The 15,665-nt window shown below is 59.4% G+C and carries 11 protein-coding genes; 6 read left to right on the top strand and 5 right to left on the bottom strand.

Annotated features, from left to right (window positions below):
• Window positions 1-100: 100 nt before the first annotated feature.
• Both uvrB and HMPREF3011_RS01365 read left to right on the top strand, forming a co-directional pair.
• Window positions 101-2,233: an excinuclease ABC subunit UvrB gene (gene uvrB / locus HMPREF3011_RS01370; protein ID WP_070841013.1), complete on the top strand. Its 2,133-nt coding sequence runs from the start codon at window positions 101-103 to the stop codon at window positions 2,231-2,233.
• A 132-nt stretch (window positions 2,234-2,365) separates the two neighbouring features.
• The gene (locus tag HMPREF3011_RS01365) at window positions 2,366-2,806 is read left to right on the top strand and encodes a universal stress protein (RefSeq protein WP_005511992.1); all 441 of its coding nucleotides are present in this window, start codon (window positions 2,366-2,368) and stop codon (window positions 2,804-2,806) included.
• Between the two features lie 84 nt (window positions 2,807-2,890).
• Here the strand turns inward: HMPREF3011_RS01365 and HMPREF3011_RS01360 are convergent, their stop codons facing one another.
• The 4 genes from HMPREF3011_RS01360 to HMPREF3011_RS01345 form a co-directional block, all read right to left on the bottom strand.
• Entirely contained in the window at window positions 2,891-3,985 is a 1,095-nt protein-coding gene (locus HMPREF3011_RS01360; RefSeq protein ID WP_038625658.1) for a DNA glycosylase AlkZ-like family protein, read from the bottom strand.
• A 34-nt stretch (window positions 3,986-4,019) separates the two neighbouring features.
• Window positions 4,020-6,536, bottom strand: coding sequence for a HelD family protein (locus HMPREF3011_RS01355; RefSeq protein ID WP_070841012.1), 2,517 nt, complete (start codon window positions 6,534-6,536; stop codon window positions 4,020-4,022).
• A gap of 134 nt (window positions 6,537-6,670) precedes the next feature.
• A complete protein-coding gene (locus HMPREF3011_RS01350) occupies window positions 6,671-7,540 on the bottom strand; it encodes a DoxX family protein (RefSeq protein ID WP_049180969.1) in 870 nt (289 codons plus the stop codon).
• A 166-nt stretch (window positions 7,541-7,706) separates the two neighbouring features.
• Window positions 7,707-8,414 (bottom strand): MBL fold metallo-hydrolase, encoded by a 708-nt coding sequence (locus tag HMPREF3011_RS01345; protein WP_070841011.1) that lies wholly within the window; start codon window positions 8,412-8,414, stop codon window positions 7,707-7,709.
• Between the two features lie 139 nt (window positions 8,415-8,553).
• Between HMPREF3011_RS01345 and uvrA the strand changes: the two genes are divergently transcribed.
• Complete coding sequence (gene uvrA / locus HMPREF3011_RS01340; protein ID WP_049180971.1) at window positions 8,554-11,406, top strand: excinuclease ABC subunit UvrA; 2,853 nt, start codon at window positions 8,554-8,556, stop codon at window positions 11,404-11,406.
• A gap of 1 nt (window position 11,407) precedes the next feature.
• Here uvrA and HMPREF3011_RS01335 read toward each other — a convergent pair whose 3' ends face one another.
• Window positions 11,408-13,372, bottom strand: coding sequence for a DUF2339 domain-containing protein (locus tag HMPREF3011_RS01335; RefSeq protein ID WP_246821380.1), 1,965 nt, complete (start codon window positions 13,370-13,372; stop codon window positions 11,408-11,410).
• Window positions 13,373-14,222: 850 nt separating this feature from the next.
• On the opposite strand from HMPREF3011_RS01335, the gene infC reads away from it, so the two are divergent.
• The 3 genes from infC (at window position 14,223) to rplT (ending at window position 15,506) form a co-directional block, all read left to right on the top strand.
• Entirely contained in the window at window positions 14,223-14,774 is a 552-nt protein-coding gene (gene infC, locus HMPREF3011_RS01330; RefSeq protein WP_005511730.1) for a translation initiation factor IF-3, read from the top strand.
• Between the two features lie 76 nt (window positions 14,775-14,850).
• Complete coding sequence (gene rpmI, locus HMPREF3011_RS01325; RefSeq protein WP_005511726.1) at window positions 14,851-15,045, top strand: 50S ribosomal protein L35; 195 nt, start codon at window positions 14,851-14,853, stop codon at window positions 15,043-15,045.
• A 77-nt stretch (window positions 15,046-15,122) separates the two neighbouring features.
• Window positions 15,123-15,506 carry a 50S ribosomal protein L20 gene (rplT, locus tag HMPREF3011_RS01320; protein ID WP_070628928.1) on the top strand — a complete coding sequence of 128 codons (384 nt, stop codon included), beginning with the start codon at window positions 15,123-15,125 and terminating at the stop codon, window positions 15,504-15,506.
• Window positions 15,507-15,665 lie beyond the last annotated feature (159 nt).

Here is a 15,665-nt window from a genome sequence, read left to right as displayed (position 1 = left end):
GCGGTGCCTGTGCTGGCCCCAAATCCCCACAGCCACCCCAAAGCCCAGGGAAGCGAGCATAACCAGCCCATGTAAAGCAGCCTTCGCTACGCTGGGAACTATGGCATTTGCAGCAGAGCAACCCGTCCTCGCGCACTCGGAGTTCCGTCCCGTCGGTGAAGTCGAGCGCGCGGAGGGAACCTTCGAGGTCATCAGCGAGTTCGAGCCCTCGGGCGACCAGCCGCAGGCAATCGCGGAACTGTCGGAACGCCTGGACAGAGGCGAGCGCGAGGTCGTCCTGATGGGTGCCACGGGTACCGGTAAATCAGCCACTGCGGCGTGGCTGATCGAAAAGGTGCAACGGCCAACCCTCGTCATGGCGCCGAACAAGACTCTGGCGGCTCAGCTGGCCAATGAGCTCCGCAGCCTGCTGCCAAACAACGCGGTCGAGTACTTCGTTTCCTACTACGACTACTACCAACCAGAGGCCTACATCGCGCAGACCGATACCTATATTGAAAAGGATTCCTCCATCAACGAGGATGTGGAGCGCCTGCGCCACTCGGCTACTTCAGCGCTGTTGTCGCGTCGCGACGTAGTCGTCGTCAGCTCTGTTTCTTGCATCTATGGCCTGGGTACCCCGCAGTCTTACCTCGACCGTTCGGTGTGGCTGAAGGAGGGCGAGGAAGTCGATCGCGACCAGTTCCTGCGCCTTTTGGTGGACATTCAGTATGCCCGCAATGATATCGCCTTTACCCGCGGCACCTTCCGAGTAAAAGGCGACGTGGTCGACATCATCCCGGCCTACGAAGAAAAGGCCGTGCGAGTGGAGTTCTTCGGCGACGAGATTGATTCGCTGTACTACCTCAATCCAGTCACAGGCGACGTCATCGACCAAGCCCCTGAGCTGCGCATTTTCCCTGCTACGCACTACGTCGCCGGCCCGGAGCGCATGGAACGTGCCGTCGCGGACATCAAGGCCGAGCTCGCCGAACGCCTGGCAGACCTAGAAAACCGCGGCAAGCTGCTGGAAGCACAGCGTCTGCGCATGCGCACGGAGTACGACCTCGAAATGATCGAGCAAGTCGGCTTCTGCTCCGGTATTGAGAACTACTCGCGCCACATCGATGGTCGCGCGCCGGGCTCGGCCCCCGCGACGCTCATCGACTATTTCCCGGAGGACTTCCTCACTATCATCGATGAGTCGCACGTCACTGTGCCGCAGATTGGCGGCATGTTCGAGGGCGATGCCTCCCGTAAGCGCAACCTCGTCGACTTTGGTTTCCGCCTCCCGTCGGCGCTGGATAACCGGCCGCTGACGTTCGATGAATTCGATGCCCGAGTGGGCCAGGTCGTGTTCATGTCCGCAACGCCGGGTGACTATGAGCTCGAGAAGGCCGGTGGTGAGTATGTGGAGCAGGTCATTCGTCCGACTGGGCTGGTGGATCCCAAGATCGTCGTTAAGCCGACTGAGGGACAGATTGATGATCTGATTGGCGAGATCCGAAAGCGCACCGAGCGTGACGAACGCGTCCTCGTGACCACCCTGACGAAGAAGATGGCGGAGGACCTGACCGACTACCTGCTCGAAACTGGCGTGCAAGTGCGGTATATGCACTCGGATGTGGATACGCTCAAGCGCGTTGAGCTGCTGCGACAGTTGCGTCTCGGTGAGTACGACGTGCTGGTCGGCATTAACCTGCTGCGCGAGGGCCTCGACTTGCCCGAGGTTTCGCTGGTGGCAATCCTCGACGCTGACAAGGAGGGGTTCTTGCGTTCGGAGCGTTCGTTGATTCAGACGATTGGTCGTGCCGCGCGAAACGTTTCCGGCGAGGTGCACATGTACGCCGACAAGATTACCGATTCCATGCAGTTCGCCATCGATGAGACGGAGCGGCGCCGCGAAAAGCAGATCGCGTACAACACCGAGCATGGTATCGATCCGCAGCCGCTGCGCAAGAAGATTGCGGACATTCTGGATCAGGTTTACGACAACGCTGACACTGATTACGAAGGCAAGACCGGTGCGCCCGCCGATGCGCTGCTCTCGCGTGCCGACGGCTCGGGCGCGGCCGATGGTGCCAGCGGTAAGCAGATGCCGCGGGCTGAGCTCGAGGCTCTTATTGCAGATTTGTCGGAGCAGATGGCCGCGGCTGCGCGTGAGTTGAAGTTCGAGCTCGCGGGGCGCTTGCGCGATGAGATTTTCGACCTCAAGAAGGAACTTAAGGGGATGATTGAGGCCGGTGTCGAGTAGTTTTTTGCTACTGTTGTGGGAAGTAAAACAGTGTATTCGCGAAAGTGCCTCTGGCCAGTGGGTTCGGGGCAACGACGGCGTTACGCACGATGAACTGTTTTAATGCAACTTCCACAGTGAGGGATAGTTTTCATGAGTGATTACAAGACCATTGTTGTCGGCACGGATGGTTCTAAGTCGTCGCTGCTCGCAGTAGAGCGCGCTGCCTCGATTGCTGCCGCTTTCGATGCCACCCTGGTTATCGGCTGCGCTTACTACGAGACTGCAGAGGATGCGTCCAAGACCCTGCGCCAGGATTCGGTCCAGGTCCTCGGTGATGACCCGGCTCAGAAGAACCTGGCTGCTGCTAAGGAGGCCGCAGAGGCCGTCGGCGCGACCAAGGTTGAGACTGAAGTTCGCTCGGGCTCCCCGGTTGAGGCTCTGATGTCGCTGGTCACTGACCGTCGCGCGGACCTGCTGGTGGTTGGTAACCGTGGTATTAACTCGCTGACTGGTCGTCTGCTGGGCTCCGTGCCGGCGGATGTTGCTCGTCAGTCGGACTGTGATGTCATGATTGTTCACACTGTGAGCTAATAAAACCGTGAGCTTACAAAACGGTGAGCTAACAATTTAGCTTTCGTTTTAAACCGGCGCCTCTGAGTTGAGGTGCCGGTTTTTCTATTGCCGTCCGGTGATAACTCCTTCTTCAACTACAAAAGGCCAGCTAATTCCATTTCTAGTTAAGACCTGGTTGCGAAGGGATTCAGGAAGAACTTCGGTACGGCTGCCATAGCCCATGAGGTACTCGTCAAAAGCGGGCAGTCGAAGCGTCAGTGAAAGCGCGGCTTCAAGCTCGGCCTCAGTTACGTTCTGCTGCCATGCCGGCATGAAGTACTCATTTTGCGTGAGGGGTTCGCCGGTGAATTCTGTGTCAGTTGGCGCGTGCGAAGAGGCGGAGGAATCGAGGGAGAAAGGAACTATTAAGTGGTCGATAAGCTTAAGGGCCTTTTTCGCTTGAGTTTTCGTCAGTCCCAGCCACCACGCGAAGTCAGCTACACAGATAGGTCCGCGGGAATCAACATAGCGCCAGGCAATGTCGGCCAGCGTGGATTCAGCTGAGTGTCCTGTGCTGGAGCCCTCTGTGGTTTTTTCTGAGAGGCCGCCTTTGAAAGTTACGTCGGTAAGCAGGACGAAGGTATCTTGGGCTCCTTTTCGTGGCCCTTGGATGACAGCGCCTTCGCCGCCGAATGTGCGCAGTAGGTGAGGGCCTCTTTGTTCCGTGGGGTCTATTCCATGATCTGCGAAAACCTCATAGGCTTCGGTCCGAGTCAGCGGGTCGGACAGACCACGTGAGCGCAATTCGGAATGAAATGCTGCCCGTGCGGTCTGCACATCATCTTGAGAAAGTCCGAGTGTCGTACGGCGTCTTGCTGCCGCCTTTTCGATGCGCGGATTCGTCAACCTCATAATTGCTTCCGCGTCTTGTGCTGAAACAAAGTGCAGGGTGCCTCGTTGAGACCAACAGCGAACGATGTCGAAAGAAGAAATGGCTGCTAAAACATCGTCGGAGGTGCTGCCACTGCGTAGGGCGATGGCATTAACACCGTTCGAATAATTCTGCCCTTGTAGAGCAACCATGCCATGCGTTGCTGATAATGCAGGCGACTTGAGATTTGTATTCCAATCGCTGCGTGCTTGACTTGCAGCTAACCTCTGGGCAATGAGACGGCGTGCGCGAAGTTCAGCTAACTGAGGTAGATAGTTTTGGGACATTATGTCTCACTCATTCTGTACGGCACTATCCTCGTCATTCTAACCATTGCAGCTCCGGCAAAACGCTCGACTGCTGAGGCGCCACAACAATTAGTCCCTGGGTCGCACGAGTCAGTGCAACATACAGGTCCTGTAGCCCCTGCGGAGATTGCGCCACAATCTGGTCAGGCGCGACGACGATGACCTCGTCGAATTCCAGGCCCTTTGAGGTCGTGATGTCGTAGACCGCGCAGTTGGTGAGTTTGTTGGGGCGAGTAGCAGGTGCGTCATTGGCGCTAGTCGCGTCGGCAGCATTAGAGCCACCAGCCCCGCCATCTTCACCATCTCCACCAGTTCGGCCAGCGAGAAAATCCCGCACCTCCGCGCGCGTGGCGTCGAGCAACTCTGCCGGGGCGATGACCGCGACCAGGCGATCCGGTTGTGCAACCCGCTCCACATGTGCCAACGCCTCCGTCACGGTGCGAGCCTGAACAGGCTTGCGGCCGGTCGCGCGAATCGACTGCGGCGCCTCCAGCTCCGAATCAATCTCAGCCAGGACGCTGGCGGCAACCTCCATCACCTCAGCAGGGGGGCGGTAGTTGACGGTCAGCTCGTGGAGATGCCACCTCGAGCCGATGATCGGTTCCAGCACATCGTCCCAGGTCGCGGCACCTGCGGGTGAGCCCGTCTGGGCCACGTCGCCGACGAGGGTCATCCAACCATTGGGGCTGCGGCGGCGCAGCATGCGCCAGGCCATCGCGGAGAGTTCCTGAGCCTCGTCGACGATGACATGGCCGTAGGCCCACAGGCGATCCGCCGCCGCCCGCTCGGCGGTGGATCGCAGGTCGCGCTCACGGTGGCGTTCGGCCAGTGCCTCGGCATCGATGACGTCGTACGCAGATAGAATCTCGGCCTCGAAGCCGTCGTCAAGGTCCTGGGACGCAGAGCTGGACAGGGTATCCAACGCGCCCTGCGCCTCCTCGACGCGGGCCTGCCAATTCTCGTCATCGGTCTCCGCTTCACCAACCGGACCGAGGAGCTCCGCCAGCTCGTCGAGAAGCGGGGCGTCGGAAGGCATCCAGTCGGTGCCTTCCGGCCGGTAGAGAGCCTCGCGCGTCAGCTCGTCGTAATCGCTGGCGGCGTAGTCGATGGCCTCGCGGGAACTCAGCAGTTCCGACAGCACCTGCTCGGGTGTGAGTGCGGGCCACAGCTCGTCGAGGATGTCAGCGACTGCTCCGGATTCGTCAATTTCGTCGCGCAGGTCGGCAACGTCGGTCACGGACAGCAGGTTTTCGCCGCCCAGCGGGTCGGCGCCAATGACCTCGGCCATCTGTGCGGCCAGGAGTTCCACCACGTGATCCCGGAAAATCGGACGTGCCAGATTGTGTGGTTTACGAGTCCGCCGCGCACGCGTTCGCGCGGCTTTCACCATCTCTGGCGTGATGGTCAGGATGATGTTGTCGTTATGGACTTCAAGCGACTCCGCGGGGAGCTCCTGGTAGGCCCGCACGGCTTCGCGCAGGATAGTGAGCATCTCAATCGAGCCCTTAACTTCCTGCGCAACCAAGGGTTCGGGGTTGTGCCCGTCGATAAGCGCGTCGGAAGCGCGCACGCCGGGGTAGAGATCGGCGATGGTGGTCAGCACCACGCCTGTTTCGCCGAGGCTCGGCAGCACGCGCGAGATATAGTCGAGGAAGGTCGTGTTCGGGCCGATGATGAGGACACCGGTTTTCGCCAGCTGATCGCGGTAGGTGTAGAGAAGCCACGCGACACGATGCAGCGCCACCGCCGTCTTGCCCGTGCCGGGACCGCCCTGGACGACCAGGGTGCCGCGGGTGGAGTCGCGGATGATGAGGTCCTGCTCGCGCTGAATGGTCTCCACAATGCCGCGCATATGGCCGGTGCGCGCTTGATTCATGCCCTCGCGCAGCACCGATTCGCCACCGACCCCAGCCTCGACTTCGGTCTCGTGTGCGCTGTCGGCTTCCTCGCCGGAGAGCCATTCGTCGTCAATGCTACGGACCTTCCGGCCGTGCGTGCGCAGGTGTCGACGCAGGCTGACTCCCTCGGAATGCGCGGTCGTGGCCAGGTAAAACGGGCGCGCACCATCGGCACGCCAATCCATGATGACCGTGCGGTAGTCGTCGTTTTCATCGGACAGGCCGATTCGCCCGATGTATCGCTTATCGACGGTCGCCCCCGGCCCTTCCTCTGCCAAAGGATTGTCGGGGTCTGGGTCATCGATATCGATTCGACCAAAGACCAGGCCAATCTCGGCTGAGCGGTAGCGGTCCAGGTTAGCCTGTAGTCGGTGGTATTCCACCTCGCGTTCAACGCGGGCTTGCGGGTCTGGGTCGTCGATGAGCATGACCTGTCGCAGGTACTCCTGGTCGCGCTCGCGTGCCCGGTCGAGGAAGCTGAACGCACGATCGACGTAGGCCTGTTCTGCAGCGAGGGTGCTCTCTTCTTCTCGCTGTGGTGCTGAACTTGCCTGGTCCGGCAGACCTGCCTGGCCAGTGCGGCCAATGCGGCCTGTCTGGTCCTGCCCGGGCTCGGATGCGAGCGACGCCAACCTGGTCTCCTCAACAGTTCGTTAAAACTAGTGCTAATTGATGTGCTGAATGAATATAAAAATATGAAAACGCCCCCGCACGCGTAGTGGCGTGGGGAGCGTTTAAGTATACCGCCTGAACTACTGCAGCAAACTTACTGCAGGCGCTTCTGCGCCTTCTTTGCAGACTTCTTGGCCTCCTTGGAAGCCTTGGCTGCGCGCTTGCGCAGTTCCTTGCGCTGCTTGCGAGTGTCCTTCTTGAGATCCTTGCCCAGGTCCTCGGCGTAGTCGCGAGCGTCCTCAGCGAGCTCGCTAGCCTTGGCAATCCAGTCGTCCTTGTTGTCCTCGACGTAGCTCTTAGCGGTGTCGAAGGCGCCGGTGAGCTGCTCGCGCCAGCTGTCCTTGTTGTCCTCGACGTATTCACGAGCCCCATCGGTGGCCTCAGAAGCGCGGTCGCGGAGCAGGCCGGCCTTTTCGCGGACGTTCTCGCCGGCGGAAGCGAAAGCTGCGCTGACTTCCTCAGTGCGCTGCTCGGTTTCAGACTTGGTCGGCAGGGCAGCCTGAACCTTCTTGTTCAGCTGCTTGCCAGCCTTCTCAGCGCGCCAAGCGACACCCGGCTTGCCGTCGGTGTCAGCGGTAGCCAGGAAGAGGCCACCCAGCAGACCGATGTCGGTCAGGAATCCAGTGCGGCGAGCCGCCTTCTCCTTCGAGTCCTGGGTCTCCCAGAATGCGTGGCGAGCCAGCATCGTCGGAATTTGTGCAGCGACCAGAGCCGTGGCGGACAGGCGTGGGGCCTTACCCAGAGCGTAGAGGGAACCGGCGGCAACCTTGGTACCAGCGACGGCCTGAACAACCAGCTTCTCGCTATTTGGCACGTACTTGTTGTACTGGTTCGGGGTTACGGAGCGGACGCGGGCAATCAGGTCGCGTGCGCCCTCTTCATGATCCTTCTGGTTCATCAGCGTGTCGACACCGTCGGCAACGAAAACCGAGGCCAGCATTGGTCGGGCAAACTTGCGAATCATCTAAATTCCATCTCCTTTGTCGTCCAGGTGAAACCGTGTTTTTGGCCATCTGGTCGCTGTAATTCACTATTAATCCTACGCAGCCTGGCCTATTTATGTCGTGGGAATGACAAGTTTTTCAGACGCTGCGACTGCATCCAGCAGTACCAACCACGCTCATCCAGTGCTACCAACCACGCTCGCGCCAGTTATCCACCTCGGGGCTCTCGACGCCAACTGTGGTGTCCTTACCGTGGCCGGGGTGAATCACCGAGTCGGCAGGGTAGACGTGGAAGACACGGCTCTCGACATCGTCGATAAGCTGCGAAAAATCCTCGGACGAGTACGTTTTGCCGACGCCGCCGGGGAAGATACTGTCACCGACGAAGAGGTGGTGTGACGGGGTGTCGTCGGAAAGCGCGCCGGTTACCTTGGCGGACAGGTCGAGACAGAGGCCGCCTTTGGTGTGCCCGCGCAAGATGAACGTGGGAAGCGTGATGCCCTCGCCGAAAGTAATGGTCTCGCCGCCGTCGAGTTGCTGGTCGGCGGGTTCGGGAATGGCTGCAGCGTCGAGGCATGACGTGATGTGGCGGGCCGGGAATGCCTGCAGGAGCTCGCCGAGCGCCTGGACGTGATCGCCGTGGGAGTGCGTGGTGACAATCGTGCGGACCCGCGCGCCGACGTGCTCAACCAGGCGGACTAAGTGGTCGGCGTCGGTGGCGGCATCGATGAGTAGGGAATTGTCGGGCTCGCGGGAGTCGACCAAAAGGTAGACGTTGTTTTCCATCGGTCCGACGGAGGTTTTATAAATAGTGACATTGCCGTAGTCAATGCGCTCAACGCCGCGCGTGCTCGGCGCGTTGGAGTAGGGGCTAATTGTAATGACGTCGTTCATGCGCCCCAGGGTAATGAGGTGTCTGTCGGTGCGCTAGGAACGCGACTTAACTGCGAGTCTCTGAACACATGTGCGAAAAATTGGTTATGGACTGTAGACTGGTCGGCAGTGAATCGTCGACGAATTGAGGTTTCCCACTGTGGCTGAACGTCTAGTGGTCAGAGGCGCCCGCGAGCATAACCTGCAGGGTGTTGACATCGATTTGCCCAGAGACAAGATGGTGGTTTTCACCGGTCTGTCGGGGTCGGGTAAATCGTCACTGGCATTTGACACAATTTTCGCCGAGGGCCAGCGCCGTTACGTGGAGTCGCTGAGCTCCTATGCGCGCATGTTCCTGGGGCAGATGGAAAAACCCGATGTAGAGATGATTGAGGGGCTCTCGCCGGCGGTGTCAATCGACCAGAAGTCGACGAACCGCAACCCGCGCTCGACCGTCGGAACCATCACAGAAGTGTATGACTACCTGCGTCTGCTCTACGCACGCACCGGTACTCCGCACTGTCCGACCTGTGGGGAAGTAATCTCCTCACAGACTCCACAGCAGATTGTCGATCAGGTCATGGAGATGCCGGAGGGCACCAAATTCCAGGTCCTCGCACCCGTCGTGCGTACGCGCAAGGGTGAGTTCGTCGACCTGTTTGAACGCCTCGCATCCGAGGGCTACGCGCGTGTCATCGTCGACGGCGAAATGCATCGCCTGACGGATCCGCCGAAGCTGAAGAAGCAGGTCAAGCATGACATTGACGTGGTTATTGACCGCCTCCAGGTGAAGGAGTCACAGCAGCGCAGGCTCACCGATTCCGTCGAAACGGCGCTTCTGCTTGCCGACGGCGTCGTGGTCATCGACGCAGTCGGGCTAGAGGCAGATGACCCGCGTCGAACCCAGCGTTTCTCGGAGAAAATGGCCTGCCCGAATGGGCACCGCATCGCTATCGATGAGCTGGAACCACGGTCGTTTTCGTTTAACTCGCCGTATGGTGCCTGCCCGGAGTGCGACGGCATCGGCACCAAGCTGGAGGTGGACACGGACCTGGTCATTCCAGATCCGTCGCTGCCGACGATTGAGGCGATTGCGCCGTGGCGGCAGACGCTGAACAAGAAGTACTTTGAAAAGCTGGTCGAGGGGCTCGCCACCGAGATGAGCTTCGACCCGACCACGCCTTTCGAGGATCTCACAGCGCCGCAGCGTAAGGCCCTGCTGCATGGTTCCAGCCACAAGGTCACGGTGCGTTACCGCAATAGGTACGGCCGTACTCGCCAGTACACCGCGCCGTTTGAAGGCGTGATGCCGTACCTGCACCGCAAGCTGTCGCAGGCAGAGAGTGACTCTCAGAAGGATCGCTTCCAGGGGTACATGCGTGAAGTGCCGTGTCCTGCGTGTAATGGCACGCGTCTGCGGCCAGAAATTCTTTCGGTGACGCTGGATTCGGCGGAGTTCGGGCAGAAGAATATTGCCGAGCTCACAGAGCTGTCGGTCCACGATGGCTCGGCATTCCTGAATTCGCTGACTTTGGGCAAGCGCGAGGAAATGATTGCCGGTCGCGTTCTGCGTGAGGTGCAGGCTCGTCTGAAGTTCCTGCTGGATGTGGGGCTGGACTATCTGTCCCTGTCGCGTTCGGCGGGCACGCTGTCCGGTGGCGAAGCGCAGCGAATTCGTCTGGCCACCCAGATTGGTTCGGGGCTCGCCGGCGTGCTTTATGTCTTGGATGAGCCGTCGATTGGTCTTCACCAGCGCGATAACAATCGTCTAATCAAGACTCTGAAGAACCTGCGCGACCTGGGCAATACCCTGATTGTGGTCGAGCATGATGAGGACACGATTCGCGAGGCCGATTGGCTGGTCGACATTGGGCCAAAGGCCGGTGAATACGGCGGCCAGATCGTCTACCAGGGTGACCCGTCGGGCATTGTTGACTGCGAGGAATCACTGACAGGTGCGTATCTCTCGGGTCGTCGGGTATTGGCAGTGCCGGAGAGCCGGCGTGCGATTGATAAGTCGCGCATGGTGACGGTCAAGGGCGCTCGCGAGAACAACCTGAAGAAGATTGACGTGAAGTTTCCCCTCGGTGTGCTGACCTGTGTGACGGGGGTTTCCGGATCAGGCAAGTCGACCTTGGTCAACGAAATTCTGGCCAAGGTGATGAGCAACGAGCTCAACGGAGCTCGTCAGGTGCCGGGTCGACACAGCCGCGTGGAGGGGCTGGATCACCTGGACAAGCTGGTGCAGGTTGATCAGTCGCCGATTGGCCGCACCCCGCGCTCCAACCCCGCGACGTACACCGGCGTGTTCGACAAGATTCGTAACCTCTTCGCCGAGACGCAAGAGGCCAAGGTCCGCGGCTACAAGCCCGGTCGCTTCAGCTTCAACGTCAAGGGCGGTCGCTGTGAGGCGTGTAAGGGCGACGGCACCATCAAAATCGAAATGAACTTCCTGCCGGATGTCTACGTGCCCTGCGAGGTCTGCCATGGCGCGCGCTACAATCGCGAAACGCTGGAAGTTCGCTACAAGGGCAAGACCATCGCCGAGGTGCTCGACATGCCCATCTCCGAGGCAGCGGAGTTCTTTGAGCCGATTCAGTCGATTGCGCGTTATCTCAATACGCTTGTCGACGTCGGCCTGGGCTATGTCCGTCTCGGACAGGCGGCAACCACGCTCTCGGGTGGTGAGGCTCAGCGCGTGAAGCTGGCCAGTGAGCTGCAGAAACGCTCTAATGGTCGCACCGTTTACATCTTGGATGAGCCGACCACGGGTCTGCATTTTGAGGACATCCGCAAGCTCATGCTGGTATTGCAGGGTCTGGTGGACAAGGGCAATACCGTCATTGTCATTGAGCACAATTTGGATGTCATCAAGTCTGCGGATTGGATCATTGACATGGGACCGGAGGGCGGATCCGGCGGTGGCACCGTGGTTGTAGAAGGCACGCCGGAGGACGTCGCGAACTGTTCCAGCTCCCACACCGGGCAGTACCTGAAGCCGCTGCTTAAGTAGCTTAGGTAGTCGGCTCGTTTCCGTCGGAAATTCCTGGACCGTCGGTGCGGGTGACGCCTTCCAGTCTGTCAGCAACGGGGTCGGCATCGGCAGCATTGGCATCGGCGGCAGCGGCAGCGCCGACAGCGGTGGCAGCGTCAGAATCGCTGGCGGTGCCGTCACGGTCCGATGCCGCTGGTTCCTCGGCATTCTTCTGCTTTGCTCCGGAGACCGCCATGGCTAGCAGAATTAGACCACAGCCGAGGAACGCCAAGGCGCGGATAACGCCATCGAGTGTTGCCATGTCGTAGAAGATCAGCTTGACGATAGACAGCGCCGCAATGGTCAAACCCGCTGCCAGTCGCGCCGGAATGTGGTGGAACCTCTTCGATAGCACCAGCATGCCAGCTATCGTGGCCCAGAAAATACTCAGCAACATGTGTGCAGCGTTGAAGCTCACGCCAATAGTTGTGAGCAGCACGATAAATGGCATACCCAGCGCAGCCAGGCCAATCAGTGCAAAAGCTGGCGGCAGCTGCGACCTTGCCGCCGTCACGGCCAGGCCGACGTCGGCGCACAGCAGGAACAACAGCGAAAGCATTTCTGCCCACGTTGCCGAGTAGTCAGCCGCAGCACCGGCATTCAACGCTGCGGGCAGGATGTAGAGGTGTACTACCGTTGCGCCGAGCAGCCAGGTCAGCGCCGCAATCTTTGTATAGGGTGCGACGGCATCCCGCGTTGGCTCAGGAGCTTGTAGTCGGGTGCCAAGCGCGCTGTGCTTCGGTGCTGTGGCCAGCGCCCAGACAAAGAGCGCGGCACCGATGGAGATTGGGATGAGACCCCAGGCGTGGGTTCCAGTACCGGCTCCTGCGTCCCCTTCTGGGCCCGCTACCGCGAGTGCAAGCCAGGGCAGAATTGCCGTGGCCAAGGCCATTGGGGCGAGATAGCTGAAGATGGCACGGTTCCAAAGGAATATCGCAGCAATTGCGATGAACAGCACGAATCCGCCGTAGAACAGCAACCAGAGGCTGGAGGTGTACTGTGCGGCGTTGACCGTTGGGACTGCAGCTATAACCGGAGTCGAGAAGGCAACTACTGACGTGATGGTGACCAGATCGTCTTCCCAAGTGCTGGTCTCCGAAGGCTCGTCGTCAAGCTCGGGAGTGAGTTGGCGAGCCAACGCCAGCGGGCCGAACTGGGCAAACACGAAAAGGGCAATGGTGAGTGCGGCGATTGCAGGCATCACCAGTGCATTGTTGGTCGTAATCGCGCCGATGAGAACGTTTGCGCCGAGCAGGAATGCGACTACGTACTTCCGGAAAGGGATGTTCAAGAAGCAGACGATAGCGGCGATAACCATCAGTTGAAGGGTGATTTGCGCGAGCGAAGAGCTCAGCGGGCGGGCGTGGAAGTTGAGGCCGATCGTCGCCCACAGCATTAATCCGGTGTTGATTGTGATGGCCCACGCGGCGGTTGCGCTCGACTTTGTCCACCGCGCGCCGTATAGGCCGACGGCGGCGAAAGGCAGCATGATGACCAGCGTCGCCGCCACCGGAATCCAGTCGAGGAGGTAGGACATCGACATCGTTGTCAGGTGTGCAGCGGCTAGCGATGTCGCAATCAATGCCGTTACGCCAGCAGGCGGTGCTTGACGACGGTGCGCTCGCACAGCCGCGACCGCGAGCACGGCGGCCAACAAGTAAGCCAGGACCACACGCCCGGCCGGTCCAATCAGGCCGGATTGGATTGCGACCGCGACGAAGAACGCGATACCGGCAGCGGTGATGAGACCGCCAAAGATTGCAATGATTCTGATGATTGCCTTCTCGTTGCGCCACCAGGGTTCGCGGGGCTCGCGAGGTTCACGCGGTGCCTCTGGCAGTTTCGGCGGCGGGGCGGAGCCGGTTGGGGAAGACTGCGGTGAGGGAGAAGACTGCGGCGACTTCGAATCCCGCCGCCACTGGTGGGCAGAGGGGAAGCCGAACATCGGCTGCGCACCTGCGTCGCTCTGTGGCAGGGGAGCTGGTTGATTCCGCCAGTCCGCTTGTGTTGGCGGTGGCTGCGGATTGTGTTGATGTGCCCCTTGGGGCGCAGCATGGGGCGGCGCTTGAGGTGTCCGCTCAGGCGCCGATTTAGGTACCGCTTGAGGTACCGGCGCAAATTCCGTTCCCGTAGTTTGAGGCGCGCTCGGTACAGTCGGCGCTTGCCCGCTTGCCTGCGAAAGGCGCACCTGCCAAGTTCGGGTGAGTTGAGCCAGCCGAAGCGAGCTGGCCTCCAAATCTGCCAGAGCATGGGAAAGCTCTGAGACGGAGTCGCCGGTCAGGACAAAATCTCTGGTCGGGGGCTTGTCGTATCGGGCGGAATGCTGATTAGGGTTGGTGTTCTCGGTTTTAGGGCCAAAGCCGTTGGAGCCAGTATTCATGGTGACGACTTTAATCGTGTTTGACCTAAAAACTATGGAGAGAATCTACCAATCTGATTACAATTCCGATTGCACTTTTTAACGCTCGGTAGTGCGCCGGGGGAGCTGATGGCGAATAACCTGGCGTAAGAGTCGGTTTTGGTATGCGAGAACGCTTGTGTTAGCATCTCGTGTACGACCGCCAGAATGTGATGCTTCTTGCTGCCTTCGGGGAGCATTTAGTTGCATTCGGCAGCGAAGAGGATTTAAGTCCCACCCTAGGTGCGCCAAAGAATTACGGTAGCGCCGGGGTCCACCCTAATCGGTGATGTCACATCGCACGATTGGAAGGCGTCCTTATACAGTGTGTAGTAATCCGCTGTAGACGCGTGGCTTTTCTTCCTTTCCCGCTTGCTATCGCGGTTTGAAACGAAGATTGTTCAGGTTCAACCTAGGAGGCCACATCAGCGCTGAAGCTCGTATTAACGAGGATATTCGAGTACCGGAAGTCCGCCTTGTAGGACCGAATGGTGAGCAGGTGGGCGTTGTCCGCACCGGTGACGCACTCAAGCTCGCTTACGAAGCAGACCTTGACCTGGTTGAGGTTGCTCCGCGAGCAAAGCCGCCGGTCGCCAAGATTATGGACTACGGCAAGTTCAAGTACGAACAAGCCCAGAAGGCACGCGAGGCTCGAAAGAACCAGCAGCAGACTGTGGTCAAGGAGCAGAAGTTCCGTCCGAAGATTGATGACCACGACTACGAAACCAAGAAGAACAACGTTGTTCGTTTCTTGGAGAAGGGTTCGAAGGTCAAGGTCACGATTATGTTCCGTGGCCGTGAACAGTCTCGTCCAGAACTGGGATTCCGCCTGTTGGAGCGTCTGGCCGCCGATGTCGAAGAGTACGGCACCGTCGAGTCTCGCCCGAAGCAGGACGGTCGCAACATGACTATGGTCCTGGGGCCGGTTCGGAATAAGGGTAAGAAGTAACCGACCTGACCAGAAATGGTTGTAAACGAGATCTTTGCGCCATGAGCGTCAAAGATCGGTAGGGGAGAGTTTTAACATGAAGCAGAAGACCCACAAGGGCACCGCAAAGCGCATCAAGGTTACCGGTTCCGGCAAGCTGCGCCGCGAGCAGGCTAACCGCCGCCACCTCCTGGAGGGCAAGCCGTCCACTCGTACCCGTCGCCTGAAGGGCACCACGGACGTTGCTAAGTCGGACGTCAAGCGCGTCAAGCGTCTGCTGGGCAAGGCTTAATTTTTCAAGTCTCGTCCCAGGGCAATCGCCCTCTTAATTTCACTAGTTCTTAAAGACAACGAAAAGGAAGTATCACCGTGGCACGTGTGAAGCGGTCTGTTAACGCTAAGAAGAAGCGTCGCGAAGTTCTCGATTCCGCAAAGGGCTACCGTGGTCAGCGCTCTCGCCTGTACCGCAAGGCCAAGGAGCAGATGCTCCACTCCAAGACTTACGAGTTCCGCGATCGCCGCCACCGTAAGGGTCAGTTCCGTCGTCTGTGGATTCAGCGCATCAACGCTGCTGCCCGCGCTAACGATATCACCTACAACCGCTTCGTCCAGGGCCTGAACCTGGCTGGCGTTGAGGTTGACCGTAAGAACCTGGCTGAGCTGGCTGTCAACGACCCGCAGGCATTCGCTGCTCTGGTCAAGGTCGCTAAGGACGCTCTGCCGGAGGATGTCAACGCTCCTGTTGCTAAGTAAAGCAGCTACGAGGTAACTCGTACGTAGCGTCGGCAAGCGCCTGCGACTGGCAGTGCGGTCTCGCCAACATCTTTGAAAAACCACCGTCGATTGGGTTAACGAATAACCTTGGCGGTGGTTTTTCGTATCCGTACTGGCAGTTATGAATCCCGAGCCGCA

The organism is Corynebacterium sp. HMSC074C04 (genome assembly GCF_001838295.1).
GTDB classification, from domain to species: Bacteria; Actinomycetota; Actinomycetes; order Mycobacteriales; family Mycobacteriaceae; genus Corynebacterium; species Corynebacterium amycolatum.
The sequence above is the reverse complement of the archived record's forward strand: the minus strand, read 5'-3'. Positions and strand labels throughout refer to the sequence as shown.

What these genes read in the sequence shown, in the direction of transcription:
- uvrB (WP_070841013.1), top strand. Translation starts at nt 101, where the DNA reads ATGGCATTTGCAGCAGAGCAACCCGTCCTCGCGCACTCGGAGTTCCGT.
- HMPREF3011_RS01365 (WP_005511992.1), top strand. Translation starts at nt 2,366, where the DNA reads ATGAGTGATTACAAGACCATTGTTGTCGGCACGGATGGTTCTAAGTCG.
- HMPREF3011_RS01360 (WP_038625658.1), bottom strand. Translation starts at nt 3,985, where the DNA reads ATGTCCCAAAACTATCTACCTCAGTTAGCTGAACTTCGCGCACGCCGT.
- HMPREF3011_RS01350 (WP_049180969.1), bottom strand. Translation starts at nt 7,540, where the DNA reads ATGATTCGCAAGTTTGCCCGACCAATGCTGGCCTCGGTTTTCGTTGCC.
- HMPREF3011_RS01345 (WP_070841011.1), bottom strand. Translation starts at nt 8,414, where the DNA reads ATGAACGACGTCATTACAATTAGCCCCTACTCCAACGCGCCGAGCACG.
- HMPREF3011_RS01335 (WP_246821380.1), bottom strand. Translation starts at nt 13,372, where the DNA reads ATGTTCGGCTTCCCCTCTGCCCACCAGTGGCGGCGGGATTCGAAGTCG.
- rpmI (WP_005511726.1), top strand. Translation starts at nt 14,851, where the DNA reads ATGAAGCAGAAGACCCACAAGGGCACCGCAAAGCGCATCAAGGTTACC.